This is a genomic window from Nocardia cyriacigeorgica, assembly GCF_029868385.1.
Lineage (GTDB): Bacteria > Actinomycetota > Actinomycetes > Mycobacteriales > Mycobacteriaceae > Nocardia > Nocardia cyriacigeorgica_F.
In genome coordinates this window covers 1-15,641 of record NZ_JARWNX010000011.1, presented here as the reverse complement: position 1 = coordinate 15,641, position 15,641 = coordinate 1, and the positions used below count along the sequence as shown (strand labels likewise).

General features: G+C 66.6%; 15 protein-coding genes. 8 read left to right on the top strand and 7 right to left on the bottom strand.

Features of this window, described 5'->3' with window-relative positions:
- Nucleotides 1-597: 597 nt before the first annotated feature.
- Nucleotides 598-1,887: an urea ABC transporter substrate-binding protein gene (gene urtA / locus QH168_RS00575; protein ID WP_280232359.1), complete on the bottom strand. Its 1,290-nt coding sequence runs from the start codon at nt 1,885-1,887 to the stop codon at nt 598-600.
- A gap of 354 nt (nt 1,888-2,241) precedes the next feature.
- On the opposite strand from urtA, the gene QH168_RS00570 reads away from it, so the two are divergent.
- Complete coding sequence (locus QH168_RS00570; RefSeq protein WP_280232358.1) at nt 2,242-4,068, top strand: acyl-CoA dehydrogenase; 1,827 nt, start codon at nt 2,242-2,244, stop codon at nt 4,066-4,068.
- 30 nt (nt 4,069-4,098) lie between these two features.
- Here the strand turns inward: QH168_RS00570 and QH168_RS00565 are convergent, their stop codons facing one another.
- Both QH168_RS00565 and QH168_RS00560 read right to left on the bottom strand, forming a co-directional pair.
- Nucleotides 4,099-4,350, bottom strand: a complete 252-nt coding sequence (locus QH168_RS00565) for a DUF397 domain-containing protein (RefSeq protein ID WP_280232357.1) — start codon at nt 4,348-4,350, stop codon at nt 4,099-4,101.
- Between the two features lie 30 nt (nt 4,351-4,380).
- Nucleotides 4,381-5,241, bottom strand: a complete 861-nt coding sequence (locus tag QH168_RS00560; protein WP_280232356.1) for a DUF5753 domain-containing protein — start codon at nt 5,239-5,241, stop codon at nt 4,381-4,383.
- Nucleotides 5,242-5,434: 193 nt separating this feature from the next.
- Between QH168_RS00560 and QH168_RS00555 the strand changes: the two genes are divergently transcribed.
- From QH168_RS00555 to QH168_RS00530, 6 genes are all read left to right on the top strand, one after another.
- A complete protein-coding gene (locus tag QH168_RS00555) occupies nt 5,435-5,710 on the top strand; it encodes a hypothetical protein (protein ID WP_280232355.1) in 276 nt (91 codons plus the stop codon).
- Between the two features lie 43 nt (nt 5,711-5,753).
- Nucleotides 5,754-6,182: a DUF4254 domain-containing protein gene (locus QH168_RS00550; protein ID WP_280232354.1), complete on the top strand. Its 429-nt coding sequence runs from the start codon at nt 5,754-5,756 to the stop codon at nt 6,180-6,182.
- Between the two features lie 309 nt (nt 6,183-6,491).
- Nucleotides 6,492-7,730, top strand: coding sequence for an inorganic phosphate transporter (locus QH168_RS00545; RefSeq protein ID WP_280232353.1), 1,239 nt, complete (start codon nt 6,492-6,494; stop codon nt 7,728-7,730).
- A gap of 8 nt (nt 7,731-7,738) precedes the next feature.
- Complete coding sequence (locus QH168_RS00540; protein WP_280232352.1) at nt 7,739-8,020, top strand: hypothetical protein; 282 nt, start codon at nt 7,739-7,741, stop codon at nt 8,018-8,020.
- Between the two features lie 10 nt (nt 8,021-8,030).
- On the top strand, nt 8,031-8,375 hold the full coding sequence (locus tag QH168_RS00535) for a DUF3349 domain-containing protein (RefSeq protein ID WP_280232351.1): 345 nt from the start codon (nt 8,031-8,033) through the stop codon (nt 8,373-8,375).
- Nucleotides 8,376-8,382: 7 nt separating this feature from the next.
- Entirely contained in the window at nt 8,383-8,661 is a 279-nt protein-coding gene (locus QH168_RS00530; RefSeq protein WP_280232350.1) for a DUF3349 domain-containing protein, read from the top strand.
- Between the two features lie 66 nt (nt 8,662-8,727).
- Here QH168_RS00530 and QH168_RS00525 read toward each other — a convergent pair whose 3' ends face one another.
- Nucleotides 8,728-10,560, bottom strand: a complete 1,833-nt coding sequence (locus QH168_RS00525) for an ATP-dependent DNA ligase (RefSeq protein WP_280232349.1) — start codon at nt 10,558-10,560, stop codon at nt 8,728-8,730.
- Nucleotides 10,561-10,654: 94 nt separating this feature from the next.
- Between QH168_RS00525 and ramB the strand changes: the two genes are divergently transcribed.
- Nucleotides 10,655-12,061 (top strand): acetate metabolism transcriptional regulator RamB, encoded by a 1,407-nt coding sequence (ramB, locus tag QH168_RS00520; protein ID WP_280232348.1) that lies wholly within the window; start codon nt 10,655-10,657, stop codon nt 12,059-12,061.
- Between the two features lie 22 nt (nt 12,062-12,083).
- Here the strand turns inward: ramB and QH168_RS00515 are convergent, their stop codons facing one another.
- The 3 genes from QH168_RS00515 to QH168_RS00505 all read right to left on the bottom strand — a co-directional run bounded on the left by QH168_RS00515 (nt 12,084) and on the right by QH168_RS00505 (nt 15,052).
- The gene (locus QH168_RS00515) at nt 12,084-13,037 is read right to left on the bottom strand and encodes a hexose kinase (RefSeq protein WP_280232347.1); all 954 of its coding nucleotides are present in this window, start codon (nt 13,035-13,037) and stop codon (nt 12,084-12,086) included.
- A 63-nt stretch (nt 13,038-13,100) separates the two neighbouring features.
- Nucleotides 13,101-13,820, bottom strand: a complete 720-nt coding sequence (gene pnuC / locus QH168_RS00510) for a nicotinamide riboside transporter PnuC (RefSeq protein ID WP_280232360.1) — start codon at nt 13,818-13,820, stop codon at nt 13,101-13,103.
- Nucleotides 13,821-14,029: 209 nt separating this feature from the next.
- The gene (locus tag QH168_RS00505; protein ID WP_280232346.1) at nt 14,030-15,052 is read right to left on the bottom strand and encodes an XdhC family protein; all 1,023 of its coding nucleotides are present in this window, start codon (nt 15,050-15,052) and stop codon (nt 14,030-14,032) included.
- Between the last annotated feature and the right edge of the window lie 589 nt (nt 15,053-15,641).

Here is a 15,641-nt window from a genome sequence, read left to right as displayed (position 1 = left end):
ACCTCGAGGAGCCCGGTTCGCGGCCCGGGGCGCCGTTTAGGTGGGGCGGGCGCAACCGCCAGGGCCTGACGGGCCCCGGAAAACCCGCCCCCCCGGGGCCCGCTAAACCCCCCCCCCCCGGGCAAAAATAATCGGTTTATTTATTTTTTGGCGGCGGGCGCGGGGGGGCCGGGCCCCGGGGGGGCCCGCTTGCCGGCGCCCGCGGGGGGCCTCGGGGTGCCGCCCCGCCCCGGCAACCGCGCCCCGGGCCGCGAACCGGGCTCCTCGAGGTCGCCCGTCTCGGGGTGGACTGCGGGCAGGGTTCCGGGTGGACTGCGGGCGGGGTTCGGGGCGTTTCGGTGGTAGTTCGGGCGTTGTCCCGGTGGTGATTCGGGTGTCTCCCGGTGGTGATTCGGGGCGTTTCCCGGTGGTAGCTCGGGGCGTTTTCGGTGGTAGCGGTGGGGGTGGGGGTGGGGTTCGCGGCCCCCTCATTGGTCGTTTCGAGTGTTGTTGCCGGATGCCTCGTCGCATCGGGCTCGAACGTCGGTGGGACCGGGCCGCGAACCGTTTACTGCGGGGCTGCCGCGGCGGTTGGCATCCGCCGCGGCAGCTCGCGGTCTATTTCAGGCCCTCGGCCCATGGGTAGGTGTCGAGGTAGGGGTCGGGTTCGATGGGCTGGCCGGAATCCCACACCGTGTAGATGAGGCCGTCGGGGCGGATCTCGCCGATGCGGGCGGTCTTGGTGATGTGGTGGTTGGTGCCGTCGATGGTGACCAGGCCCTCGGGTGCTTCGAAACTCACGCCGTCGGCGGCGGCCTGGATATCGGCCACCGCGAACGAATTCGCCTTCTCCACGGTGTTCTTCCACAGGTACACCGAGGTGTAGGCGGCTTCCATCGGGTCGGAGGTCGGCTTGTCGGCGCCGAACGCGGCCTTGTAGGCGTCGACGAAGGTCTTGTTCTGCGGTGTGTCGACGGTCTGGTAGTAATTCCAGGCGGTGAGCTGGCCCGCGATGTTCTGCGCGCCGATACCGGCCACTTCCTCCTCGGCGATCGACACCGAGACCACCGGCATATCGGCCGCGGTCAGACCCGCGTTGGTGTACTCGCGGAAGAATGCGACATTGGAATCACCGTTGAGGGTGTTGAACACCGCGTCCGCGTCCGCGGTGCGCACCTTGTTGATGATTGTGGAGAAATCGGTGGAGCCGAGCGGGGTGTAATCCTCACCCTTGATCTCGATCCCGTTGGCCGCCGCGTATGCCTTGATCTCGCGGTTGGCGGTCTGCGGGAACACGTAATCGCTGCCGACCAGATACAGCGAATCCACACCCTTCTGCTTCAGATAGTCCAGCGCGGGCACGATCTGCTGATTCGTGGTGGCCCCGGTGTAGAAGATGTTCTTGCTGTCCTCGAGCCCCTCGTACTGCACGGGGTAGTACAGCAGCGAATTCAGGCTTTCGAACTTCGGCTTCATCGCCTTGCGGCTCGATGAGGTCCACCCGCCGAAGACGGCAGCCACACAGTCGGCGCTGATCAGCTTTTCCGCCTTCTCGGCGAACGTCTTCGGGTCCGATGCGCCGTCTTCGAGCACCAGCTCGATCCGCTTACCGAGCACACCACCGGCGGCATTGATCTGATCGACGGCCAGTTTGGTCGAATTGGCGACGGTGACCTCGCTGATGGCCATGGTGCCCGACAGCGAATGCAGTGAACCGATCTTGATCGTGTCCTTGGTGGTGTCCACACAGGAGACGGCGTTCGAACCGTCCGCGGTGGCGTCGTCCCTGGCGCCGCACGCGGTCAGCAGGAGGCCGGTCAGGGCCAGCGCGGTCGGCACGGCCAGCGCTTTGACCGTCCGGGATCGGACGGTGCCGCGATGTCGGCCGGATCGGGAGGAATCGGACATGGGCGAACCCTTCTCACTCATCGGTCGTGGCGGCGGCACCTGCGGGCGCCGCACCGAATACCTGCTCGTGCGCACCGGTCACGGCTGTCGACCGGGTTGTATACAGAGCCTGTATTCGTGCTGCGAAACGTTAGACAGAAGTTGTTGCGCCGGAATATCTCTCGATGACGAGTCGATTTCCTGTGTTGCCGGGACGTGAAAATGTGCGCACACCGGCCCAGACGCGGCCGGTGAGGACGCCTGGTGCCTACGGTTGCGTAGCTCTCGGGGGTGCGGCACGCTTCGATTCGTAGTTGTCAGAAGCCGGATCCCCCACGGTCGACCGGCCGCGGGCGGTGAGTCGAGGAGGACGCGGTGGGGCATTACAAGGCGAACCTGCGCGATATCGAGTTCAACCTGTTCGAGGTGTTCGGACTGGACAAACTCCTCGACACCGGGGCATACGGTGACCTGGACTCCGACACCGTCCGCGAGATCCTGGCCGAGGTCAAACGCCTGGCCGAGGGGCCGGTGGCCGAATCGTTCGCCGCCGCCGACCGCGACCCGGTGGGTTTCGACGCCGCCGAACACACCATCACCGTCCCCGACGCGCTGCGCCGGACGCTCGAGACGGTGCGCGAGGCCGACTGGAGTCGGCTCGGCCTGCCAGAGGGGATGGGCGGCACGCCCGCACCGTCGGCTCTGGTGTGGGCGGTCAACGAGATGATCAGCTGTGCGAATCCGGCGGCGTCCTTCTTCAATATGGGCCCGGTCATGGCGGCGGTGCTCTACAACATCGGCACCGAACAACAGCGACACTGGGCAACCCGAGGATTCGAGCGGGGCTGGCAGGGCACCATGGTGCTCACCGAACCCGACGCCGGATCCGATGTGGGCGCGGGCCGCACCAAAGCGATCGCCCAGCCGGACGGTTCCTGGCATATCGAGGGCGTGAAGCGGTTCATCTCCGGCGGCGATGTCGGTGACACCGCGGAGAATGTCTTCCACCTCGTGCTGGCGCGTCCCGAGGGCGCTGGGCCGGGGACCAAGGGGCTGTCGCTGTTCTACGTGCCCAAATACCGCTTCGATCCCGAGACGCTGGAGATCGGCGAGCGCAACGGCGCCTACGTCACCAACCTCGAACACAAGATGGGCCTGAAATCCTCGCCCACCTGCGAGCTGACCTTCGGTGGGGAGGTGCCGGCGGTCGGTTGGCTGGTCGGTGAGGTGCACAACGGCATCGCGCAGATGTTCCAGGTGATCGAGAACGCGCGCATGATGGTCGGCGTCAAGTCCAGCGGGACCTTGTCGACCGGCTATCTGAACGCGCTGGCCTACGCCAAGGAGCGGGTGCAGGGCGCGGACCTGACCCAGATGGCCGATAAGACCGCGCCGCGCGTCACCATCACCCACCATCCCGATGTGCGTCGCTCACTGGCCATGCAGAAGGCCTATGCCGAGGGATTGCGCGCGGTGTACCTCTATACGGCCGCGCATCAGAATGCCGATGTGGCGCAACTGGTTTCCGGCGCCGATGAGGAGCTGGCACACCGCGTCGACGATCTGCTGCTGCCGATCGTCAAGGGTGTCGGTTCCGAGCGCGCCTACCAGTATCTGACCGAATCGCTACAGACCTTCGGTGGTTCCGGCTATCTCCAGGACTACCCGATCGAGCAGTACATCCGCGACGCCAAGATCGATTCGCTCTACGAGGGCACCACCGCCATTCAGGCGCAGGATTTCTTCTTCCGCAAGATCATCCGTGACAAGGGTGTAGCCTTCGGCCACCTCACCGGCCAGATCAGCGCCTACCTCGACGCGAAGAGCGGCCGCTTCGACACCGAACGCGAGCTACTGCGCACCGCCCTCGCCGATGTCCAGGCCATGGCCGCCACCCTCACCGCCTATCTGATGAGCGCACAACAGGAACCCGCCGAAATCTACAAGGTGGGCCTGGGCTCCGTACGCTTCCTCCTGGCCGTAGGCGACCTACTCATCGGCTGGCGCCTCCTGGTCCAAGCCGAAACCGCCGCTGCTGCCCTGGCCGGCGAGGTAACCGAAAAGGACCGCCCCTTCTACGCCGGAAAAGTAGCAGTAGCAACCTTCTTCGCCAGAAACGTCCTCCCACCCCTCACCGCCGTCAAGAACGTGATCACCGCCCTCGACACCGACATCATGACCCTCGACGAAGCCGCCTTCTGACCCCCGTCGAGTGGCACCTGACCGCGGGGTCTATTCGACGTTTGCCGCAGCCAGGTGCCACTCGTCGAGGGGTGTGTTGCGTTTGATGGTTGCGAGGAAGGTGGTCCAGGTGGTGGGAGGGAAGGTGAGGATCGGTCGGGTGGACGGGGTGTTGTCGGGGGGCTGGTATTTGCTGTCGCGGACGAGGGTGGCGTCTGGGGTGAAGGCGACTTCCACGCAGGCGGCGGAGTCGGTGGAGTAGGTGGATTTGAACCATGTGGTGTCGGGTGCCGACGGGTGCATGGGGCGGATCGTAGCGTGTGGGGAGGGTCGCTACCGGGTGTCGAGGCGGTGCTCGAGCAGTTCCCTGGAGTCTTGCGGCGACAAGGCGTGCTCGGTGCGTGCGTGCGCGAACATGGTGCTCAGGTGGCGGACGGGCTCGGAATCCTCGATGAGGGCGTACTGGATGAGCGTTTCGCTCCAGGCGATATCGGGCAGCAGCGCACTGTCGAAGCCGAGCAGGTGGAAGGTGGCGCTGCCGAGCAGGGCGCCGCCGGTGGCGTCGAACGGGATGATCCGCAGGTCGATGTTGTCGGGATGACTGTCGATCATCTCCGTGAGATGCCGCAACTGACCGCGCAATACGTCGCGGCCGCCGATGCGCTGGGTCAGCGCGGCCTCATTGATGATCGCGGTCAGCCGCAGCGGGTCCGCGCCGGTCAGCCGGGTCTGCCTGCGCATGCGCAGTTCCACCAGGCGGTCGACCTCGAGTCGGCGGATGCGGGCGACGTCGTTGCCGATCAGCGCGCGGGCGTAGTCCTCGGTCTGTAGGAGGCCGGGAATCATCAGACTCTCGTAGGTTCTGATGGCGCACGCACCGGATTCCAGCCCGTACAGGCGCGCCACCTCGTACGGCACCAGATTCGCGTAATCCGCCCACCAGCCGCGCTGTTTGGCTGCCTCGCGCAACTCACGCATCGTCGCGCGCTCGGCTGGATCGAAGGCGAGCAACTCCATCAGCCGCTCCAGTTTGTCCTCGGCGAGGACGCGCTCCTTCTCCACCTTCGACCAGTACGACAGGGTGAAGCCGAGTTCTTTGGCGATAGCGGGCGCGCCCACATCGAATTCGAGCCGACGACGGCGGATTCGGAGCATCAACTCCCAGCGGGCGACCGTCGGAGACAGAGGCGCCATCGTCGAAAGGTCCTTCCCGCTCGGCGATTCGTCAATCGACCGTACCGCCCGGACCGCGGAGGGGACCGAACAAGCATCTGGTCGACCGGATAGGTCAACTTGACTTATCGGCGGATGTGGCTCACGCTTGGTGATGTTGCGGATCACGGCGGGGGGCTCGTTCGGCCCCGCATGGCGGGGATCGAGGGGCTCGATGGCTGTGCACGTTGTTCGCCGGGTGTGGATGGTTGGGGACAAGACGCCGCATCGGGCGCGAGCAGTCGGCGACGGGGCGTGGGTCGTGTCGTATCTACGCGGGCGGCGGTTGAACATCGAGCAGGCGGTGGCGGCGTTGCAGGCCGCGGAATTGGTCGCCGATATGGATGAGCTGTCCGCCCGGGTGGGACTGACCTCATTGGAGATGGTCGGCCTCGCCGTCGTCGAAACGCCGTGGGACACGATCCTGCCCTTCGGCGACGTCTATCGATAGCGATCGAAAACTATTGTCCAGCATCAGGAATAGAGGGGGAACCGTGTCGATCCTGCCGGCCAAGGAATTGCTGCTCGCCGCCTGCCGCACCACACCGCGCGGCGACCATCCCATTCTCGGCGCCGCCCATCTACTCACCGGACTGCACACCCGCCGCAGACGAGCCGCGCTCGGCGCGACCACCGAGATCGACCGGCAACGAGCCGGGCTCGTCCTCGCCATCGATCGCTGGATCGCCACCGAACTCCCCATCCCGCCCGGCGGTGCGCATATGCATACCGAGACCGTCGGCACCGTCGTAGACCGTATGGCCCTGCTCACCGGCCGCGCCGACGAAACCCTTGCCACCGCGCCCGCCTGGCTGATCCACGACGCATGGGAAAGTCTCGCCGAACTCGCCGTCGGCTACGAAGACCTCGCCTACGAACTCGGCACGGGCCGCCGCAAGCTGCCCCGCCGCGCCCAGCCCTGATAAGTCGGTGAGCCGCCACATCCAAGACGCACGGGAAAGCGTCACCGACGAACCCCACACCGGCCACCGCAGGTTGCCCCGCCGCGCCAACCTTGACGTCCCGAGCCTCGACGCCCACACCGATGCAGAAACCGGCCGCGAGGTTCGATGTAGACAAGCACGAGGTCTCGACCACCGAGACCTCCCCGAACCCCGACGCCCGGTCGGATTACCCATAGCCGAGGCGCGGCAATCGTAGATGAACACGACAAGGACGCGATTTGGCATCCGTATGAAAATCGTCAAAACGGATACCGCACACTGGACGGCGTGACCGTCGAATTGCTGGTTCTGCTCATCGTCATCATCACGGCACTCGTATTCGATTTCACCAATGGCTTCCACGACACCGCCAACGCGATGGCCACCTCGATCGCGACCGGCGCGTTGCGGCCGCGGGTCGCGGTCGCGCTGTCGGCGGTGCTGAACCTGATCGGTGCGTTCCTGTCGGTGGCGGTCGCGGCCACAGTGGCCAAAGGCATCGTCCAGCTCGATGCGGTCTCCGGGCACGACCTGTTGATCATCGTGTTCGCCGGTCTGGTCGGCGGCATCCTGTGGAACCTGCTGACCTGGCTGTTCGGACTGCCATCCAGTTCCTCGCACGCGCTGTTCGGCGGGCTCATCGGCGCCACCCTGGCCGCCCTCGGCTGGAGCGGCGTGATCTGGGCCGACGGATCCAACGGCGTACTCGCCAAGATCGTGATCCCTGCGGTACTCGCGCCGATCATCGCGGCCATGGTCTCGGCGGCGGGCACCTGGCTGGTCTACCGGATCACCCACGGCGCCGAAGCGGACAAGGTCAACGAAGGATTCCGCTGGGGCCAGGTGGGCTCGGCCTCGCTGGTCTCCCTGGCACACGGCACCAACGACGCGCAGAAGACGATGGGCGTCATCTTCCTCGCACTGGTCGCGCACGGCAGCCTCACCAAAGACGACGAGATGCCGCTGTGGGTGATGGCCGCCTGCGCCGTCGCCATCGCGGCGGGCACCTACCTCGGCGGCTGGCGCATCATCCGCACGCTGGGCAAAGGCCTGGTGGAAATCGATTCACCGCAGGGCCTGGCCGCGGAATCCTCCTCGGCGGCGATCATCTTGACCTCGGCGCATTTCGGCCTGCCGCTGTCGACCACGCAGACCGCCACCGGTTCCATCCTCGGCACCGGGCTCGGCAAAGGCGCCGAGGTGCGCTGGGGTGTGATGGGCCGGATGGTGGTGGCCTGGCTGCTGACGCTGCCCGCCGCCGGAATCATGGGCGCCATCTGCTGGGCCATCGCACACTTCATCGGCGGACTACCCGGCGTGCTCGTTGTTTTCGCGCTGCTGATCGGGCTGGCCGGACTGATCTATCTGCGCTCGCGGCGCAACCCGGTCGACACGACCAACGTCAACGAATGGCCGGGCGACGGGACCGATGACGCCGCCGATGCGACGGCGGCCGGAACCGCCGAGGATGGGCGTCACGGCGCACCCGCCCCGGAGGCCGGACACAATCGCTCGGCACAGGTTTAGGAGCAGCAGTGCACACTCTCGTCACGAATCTGAACTCGCTGTGGAAGGTGGTCGCGGCCGGGCTGGTGTTCGGCGCGGGCCTGCCGATGATCTTCGCGTTCGGGGTCCGGTTCTGGTCGGCATCGGAAACCCGGACCGAGGGTGGGGTCGTCCGGCGCAACTATCCGGCGCTGGCCGGTGCACTGGTATGTCTCGGGTTGGTGATCGCCGCGGTGCTGACGGGTGTGCTCTACACGGCGAAGGCATTCCTCGCCGCGAGGTTCGGCATCCATCTTTTCGGCGAGTCCTGAAGGGCGTGCAGTGACCGATTCGACCAACCCCACCCAGCCCGAGCCGGTGCGGCCGAAACTGCTCGGCCGGATCATCGGCTGGCTGCGCGCGGGCTATCCGCAGGGTGTGCCGCGCTCCGACTACGTCGCCTTGTTCGCCGTCCTGCACCGGCATCTGACCGACTACGAGGTCGCCGCCGTCGCGGAGGAGCTGGCGCGCGAGAACCCGGAGCGCGAGATCACCCACGCCGATATCGAGGACGCGATCGCGCGGATCGCCAAGGAACAGCCCGCATCGGACGATATCTCGCGCGTCGCATCGCATCTGGCGGCCGGTGGCTGGCCCCTGGCCGAACCACTCACCGACTCCGATTGACGTCGAGATGCCACCCTTCCTGAACGCCATCATCGACTGGCTGCGGGCCGGTTACCCCGAAGGTGTCCCGGAGTCGGACTACATCCCACTACTGGCACTACTCCGCCGCCGCCTCACCGACGACGAAGTACGCCAGATCGCCACCGAACTCCTCAGCTCCAACGACCACCCCAACCGAATCGACATCCAAGTCCTCATCACCAAGATCACTAACGAAATGCCCGCCGCCCCCGACATAGCCCGCATCCAATCCCGCCTGACCCCACCCCCGTGGCCCACCCCCTGATCGAGTGATACCTGGCTGCGGCAAACGTCGAGTAGGTCCCGCAGTCTGGTGCCACTCGCCGGAACCTCAGGGGAGGAGGGCGCGGACGGTGGTTATGGTGTCGGCTTGGTCGGGGGATTTGTCGGGGCGGTAGCGGACTACTCGGGCGAAGCGGAGAGCTACGCCGCCGGGGTAGCGGGGGCTGGTCTGGACGCCGTCGAGGGCTATTTCGACTACCAGTTTCGGCCAGAGGTAGACGGTGTGTTGGTCGCGGGTGCGTTCGTGGCGGGGGAATTCGGCGGTCTGCCAGTGCAGTAGGGCGTCGGTGAGGCCTTTGAAGGTTTTGCCGACCATGACCGGTTCGCCGGTATCGGGGTCGCGGGCGCCGAGATGGAGGTTGGACAGGTAACCGGTGCGGCGGCCGTAACCCCACTCCGCGCCGAGCACCAGCAGGTCGAGGGTGTGGGTGGGCTTGATCTTCAACCAGGAGCGTCCGCGCCGCCCGGCCGCGTACGGCGCGTCGAGCGATTTGATCATGACGCCCTCATGGCCTGCCGCAAGCGCACCGTCGAAATACTCCGCAGCGGCCTCGGCATCGGGCCTGATCAACGCCGGAATGCTGTGCTCCCCGGCTACGGTGACGAGCGCCGCCCGCCGCTCGAACAGCGGCTCGTCCAGCAGATCTCGGCCGTCGAGATGCAGGCAGTCGAAGAAGTAGGGGTGCAGCAGGAGTTCACGGGTGGACGTCGGTACGGGCCGGATATCGGTGGGCGCTGTCGGCGGAGTGTCGGGGGCTGTCGGCTGGGTGCCCGGTGTCTGTCCGCTGCGGCCGGTGTGGGGACCGACCGAGACTGTCGCGGATTCGCCTGTGGCAAGAGGTGGTTCGTCGGATAGCGCTGCGGAGCCCATGGATGCTGTAGGCGAGATCTCGGAAGGTGCTGTCGAGCCTGCGAGATCCGTACCCGCTGTTCTGGCGGGCGCGGGGCGGGTGGCCTGGCCATTCACCGCTGCTGGGCTTGCGGTGGTCGGTGACGGGGTGGCGTCCGGCCGGGGTGCGGTTACGCCGGGCTCGCCCGAGGCGAAGCGGGCCATCGTTTCCTGGAAGGGGCGGGGGCGGCCGTTGTCGGTGAGGGCGAGGGTTTCGCCGTCGAGGACCACGCTGGTGCAGTTCAGGTTCGCGACGAGTTCCACGAGTTCGGGGACGTTGGCGGTGATATCGCGCAGGGTGCGGGTGAAGACCCGGACGTTCGGGCCGTCGCGGTGCACTTGGATGCGGGCGCCGTCGAGTTTGTGTTCCACGCTGACGCCGTCGAATTCGGCGAGGGCCTCGTCCAGCGCGGCGCCGGGGGAGGCGAGCATGGGCTGGATCGGGCGGCCGACCTCCAGTCGGAATTCGCGCAGCGCAGCCTCGCCGCCGGTGAACGCGGCGATGGCGGTGACCGGCAGTTTTCCGGACAGCATGTAGGCGCGGCGGACGAGGTCGAGCGGAATGTCGGCGGCCCGCGCGACCGCTTCGGTGACGACGGCGGTGAGCGCGCCCTGGCGCAGCTCGCCGGTGAGCAGTCGCAGCAGAAATGCCTGTTCATCGGCGGTCGCGGCCCGCCACAGGCCGCTCAGCAGCTCTTTGCGCCGGTTCGCCGAACCTGGCCCGGAGGTGGCGGCAAGCTCATCGAGCACCTCGTCCACCGCCGACGCGGTGAGGGTGGGGGTCTCGGCGGCGCCCTCGCTCAGCCCGGTGAGGGTGCGCCAGCCGGTGCCGATGCGGCCCTGCCGCAGCTCGCCCGACACCCAGGCGACGACGGCCGCGAGTTCGCCAGGATCGGCGGCGCTCAGCAGCTCGGCCAAGGCGGCGATCTTCGTTTTCCTCGACCGCGTGGCGCGGACGGTCTCCGAGGCTCGCACGACATCGGTGAACAGCACCCGATGACGGTAACCCGCCGGTGTGACATATCGCTCGAACCCGCTGCTAAGTCTGCTATTGGCAGGTTTGCGAAAACGGCCATAAACTGGACATATGGCCAAGACTTACGTCGGGGCGCGGCTTCGTCAGCTGCGGACCGAACGCGGGCTCAGCCAGGTCTCACTCGCCCAGCAATTGGAGATCTCGGCGAGCTATCTCAATCAGATCGAACACGATGTGCGTCCGCTCACCGTCCCGGTGCTGCTGCGGATCAACGAGGTGTTCGGCGTCGACGCCACCTTCTTCTCGTCGCAGGACGACACCCGGCTCATCGCCGAACTCCAAGAAGTGGTGATGGACGCCGAACTGGGTATCGAGGCCGATGCCAAGGAGATCGCCGAAATCGTCTCCGCGCATCCGAGTATGGCCCGCGCGCTGGTCAATATGCACAACCGATACCGCAATACCAGTGCCCAGCTGGCCGCCGCCACCGAGGACCGTTTCGCCGACGGCGCCGGTAGCGCGACGATCAGCAAACCGCATGAGGAGGTGCGCGACTACTTCTATCAGCGGCAGAACTACATCCACGAATTGGATACCGCCGCAGAAGAACTCGCCAACCGCATCCGTTTCCACGGCGGCAATGTGAACAGCGAGATCGCACGTATGTTGCGCGCACACGGTGTGAGCATCCTCGAACGCATCGATCTCGGCGACGGTGTTCTGCACCGCTACGATCCGCAGAACCAGCGCCTGGAGATCGCCCCCCATCTGTCCGGCGGGCAACGCACCTTCAAACTGGCCGCCGAACTGGCCTATTTCGAATGCGGGCCACTGCTGGAGAAGCTGGTCGACGAAGGTAATTTCGCCTCCGATGACACCAGGAAGCTGGCCATGCTCGGCCTGGCGAACTACTTCGCCGCCGCGACCGTGCTGCCGTATACGCACTTTCACGATATCGCCGAGGACTTCCGCTACGACATCGAACGGCTCTCGGCGTTCTTCACCCAGAGCTACGAGACGATCTGTCATCGGCTGTCCACCTTGCAACGACCGGAGCTGCGCGGTGTGCCGTTCTCGTTCGTCCGGGTGGATCGTGCGGGAAATATGTCGAAACGGCAGTCCGCCACCGGTTTCCACTTCTCCTCCAGCGGTGGCACCTGCCCGCTGTGGAATGTGTACGAGACCTTCGCCTATCCGGGCAAGATCATGACCCAGATCGCGCAGATGCCCGACGGCCGTAAATATCTGTGGGTGGCGCGCACCGTCGAGCGCCGTGCCACGGCTTATGGGCAGCCGAGTAAAACCTTCGCCATCGGGCTCGGTTGCGAACTCCGCCATGCCGGGCGGGTGGTCTACGCCGACGGTATCGATCTCGGTGAAGCCAAGGCCACCCCGATCGGCGCGGGCTGTCGGGTCTGTGAACGCACCAACTGTCCGCAGCGCGCCTTTCCCCCGTTGGGCAAGGTGCTCGATATCAGCGAGCACCGCAGCTCGGTCTCCCCTTACGTACTCAAATAATGCGATTGCCCTGTGCTGGAAGCTATTCCACAGTGACGACGGCGTTGTCGCCGGTGATCTCCTCGATCCGGACCGTCGGCGCCAGATGACTGCGCAGCCTGCGGTCGATCTCACCCGCCACCGGGATGATGACGGCCGCCGCGGAGGTGGCGACCGCATCGGTGAGGATGGCGGGCCAGTCGGGGGCGGTGCGCGTCGAGAGCGCCGCGATGATGGCGGCGGTCGCCGAATCGCCCGCACCGGTGGGGTTACCTGCCAGCGGTTCGGGTAACGCGGCCGACCATGACCCCTGCGCGGTCACCGCGACCATACCGTCGGCGCCGCGTTTGGCCAGCACCGCGGCCACCCCGTTGTCGATCAACGGACGGACCGATTCGACCACTTCGGCGGGGGTGTGCGGATCGGAGTCGGTGAGCCGACGCAGCTCGCCGCGGTTGGGGGTGAGTACGACGCCGGGCAGCTGGGCGGCAAGACGCATGGCCTCGCCGTCGAGATCACAGATGGTGGGGACGCCGTGGTCGAGCGCGCTGCGCGCGATCTGGGCGGGCAGTTCCGGGTCGATACCGCCGGGCAGCGATCCGGCGATGACCAATCCGGCGATATCGGGCAGCAGCCCGGTGACCCGTACCGCGAGTTGTTCGGCGGCATGGGGATTGGTGATGCGCGCGCCCGGCTCCCACAGCGCGGTGGCGGTGCCGGAACCGGATTCACTGATCACCACTGTTCTGCGTACCCAGGGCAGGGCGTGCACGAAATCGACCGGCAACTCCAGTTCGGCGGCGGCAGCGAAGGCATGGTCGGCGAAACCGGTGGCGCGTGCGTATTTGCCGAGCTGATTGAGGACCCTGGTGACATTGATTCCCTTGCCCCCGATCCGCTGCTCGACCGATCGCACCCGATGTGCCCGACCGCGTTCGAGTTCTTCGACCCGATAGGTCATGTCGTAGGCGGGATTCATTGTCACGGTGAGGATCACGACACCCACTGTCCACGTCTGCGCCGGTTGCGCAACCTCAGGGGTATGTTCCCGGCCGGTTTATCAGCCGTCCCGAAGTTTCGCGGCGTCCATTGTGGGATGGCCCGATCGTTTTTCGGTGATTTCCGGTTCGGCCGGACGGCGCAGCGTGCGCACCCAGACCGTGAATCCCCATGCCACGAATCCAGCGTAGACCAGATACAGCACCGCCGACGGGTAATACCCGGCGCGCACGAGCAGCGGGATACCGACGATGTCGACGCCGATCCAGATCAACCAGAACTCCGCCCAGCCGCGCGCCATCCCGTAGGTGGCCAGCACCGAGCCGGTGAAGATCCAGGCCTCGGCCCATGGTCCGTAGGACCCGATCCAGGCGAAGACCTGGGCGAAGGCGAGGGTGCCGACAGCCATGGCGACGACGAGCAGCCAGCGCTCGCGCACGGTGGCCCAGCGTGGATCGACGCCGCGATGTTCGAGCCCGGTCTCGGCGCGCGCATAGCGGTACCAACTCCACCAGCCGTAGACGCTGACCGCGATGAACATCAGCTGACGCCCCGCCTGACCGGCCATATTCAACTGCTGCGGGGTATTGAACACCCCGCCGACGAATACCGTGAACAGCAGCGCATTGCCCGCGATGCCGATCGGCCAGGCCCATACCCGTCGCCGCATACCGCCGATCGCCGAGGCCATTCCGAAGCCGTTGCCGACGATTTCTCGCCACAGGATCTCGGAGCCGCCGATATGCAGTTTCGCGTCGAGGAGGGCGAGGAACGGGTTCACCCTGGATGTAACCGGGCGGGGGTGCTGTGTCATCCATCGGCGGGTGGTTCGGGTCAGCGTGATGCGAATGGAACTGCCGCCCGGTGGGATCATCGCGGTCACGTGCATGCGGAAGCTAGGACCGGCTCGTCGATGTCCGCAATCACAACCACACGCGGAACTGCGCCGACCTGCGGATGGGCAGGCGCACCGGCGAGACTCGGCGCCGTTCAGATCGCCCGTTGCGCCAGCGTGCCGACCGATTGCCTGCGGTCGGCGGTGCGTCCGGCCGCCCGGCTGCTGCGGTTCGACAGCAGCTCCGCGGCGATCGCGACGGCGGTTTCGGCCGGGGTGCGGGCGCCGATGCTCAGTCCGGCCGGTGAGTGCAGCCGGGCGAGCAGGGTCTCGTCGAAGCCGCCCGCGCGCAGGTCGTCCATGCGACGGGCGTGGACGGGCGCCGAACCGAGGGCCGCGAGGTAGCCGACCTCGGGCAGCCGCAGTGCGACGGTGAGCAGCGGAATCTCGAATTTCGGGTCCTGGGCCACCACCACGATGCCGGTATCGGCGTCGATCTCACCGGCCGCCGAGAGCGTATTGAGGTATCGGTGCGGCCAGTCGGCCACCACCTCGGCGCCCGGAAAGGATTCCGCCGTAGCGAAATTGGGCCGTGGATCGCAGACGGTGACGCGATAGCCGAGCAGCTGCCCCTGCACCGACAGCGCCGCGGCGAAGGAATTGGCGCCGAAGATGATCAGCCGCGGTGCGGGCGCGAACGAGGAGACGAAGATATCGGACTGGGGCAATGACACCAGTTCGGTGTTGTGCCGTTTATCGGTGATGAGATGCTGGCCGATCACTTCCGGCTCCGGGTTCCACACCACGGTGAATACGGTGACCCGCCGATTAGCGGCGATTTCCGCGGCGACGGTCGGGAACTCGGGGAAGTGCTCGCGGGAGAACGGTTCGGTGAATACGTCGATCACCCCGCCCTCACGGCTGGGTTCCAGTGAATCGGTGACGGTGAGCCGGTGCATACCGCGCTGTCCGCTGCGGGCCGAGGCCGCGGTGGCCTCATAGGCGGCTTCTTCGATTCCACCCGCGGTGATGGAGCCGAATACGCCGCCGTCGGGGTCGACCAGCATCGCCGCCCCGATGGGTAGATCGGTCGCACCATTGGTGCGCACAATGGTCGCCAGTCCGCCGGTCCGGCCCGAATGCCATACCCGCAACAGGTCGTCGACGATGTCCCGCATCACACAGCTCCGATCCACCGTGCGCGGCCGCGCGGGCGTTCACCGGACGACGCCCGTCGCCGAATCCGGCGCACGTGACGCACACCATATCGTCCCCGGCAGACAAATAGGTGGGCGCGCCGGAATCTCGAGTAGCGCTCGTGTGAACAGTGGGTCGACGATTGTGTGTGATCACCACCGAGGCCGGGAATCATTGTGAAATACGAGACATATCAAGGGATTAGCGCCCTGGTCGGAGCGTTTTCACACCATGGAATGGGCTACGGTACGGCGGTCGAATTCCGGCCCGGATGAATGGATCGCGGGGAGTGTTGTTCGCCACAGTGCGGCCACCGGCGGGAAGTGTCGTGCGACACACCACGGCGGGGGGGGGGGGGGGGCCCGCACCGCCCCCCCCCCCCCGGCGCGCCGCAAGAAAGTGGGGCCCCCCCCAACACAATGGCGCCCCGGCGGGGCCGCCCGCCCCCCGGCCCTGGCGTTGGGTGGGGCCGACTCAGGTTGCGGCCCCCGCCGGGGGGGGGCGGGGGACTGTGGGGCCCCCCCCCCCCGCCGTGGTGTGTCGCACGACACTTCCCGCCGGTGGCCGCAC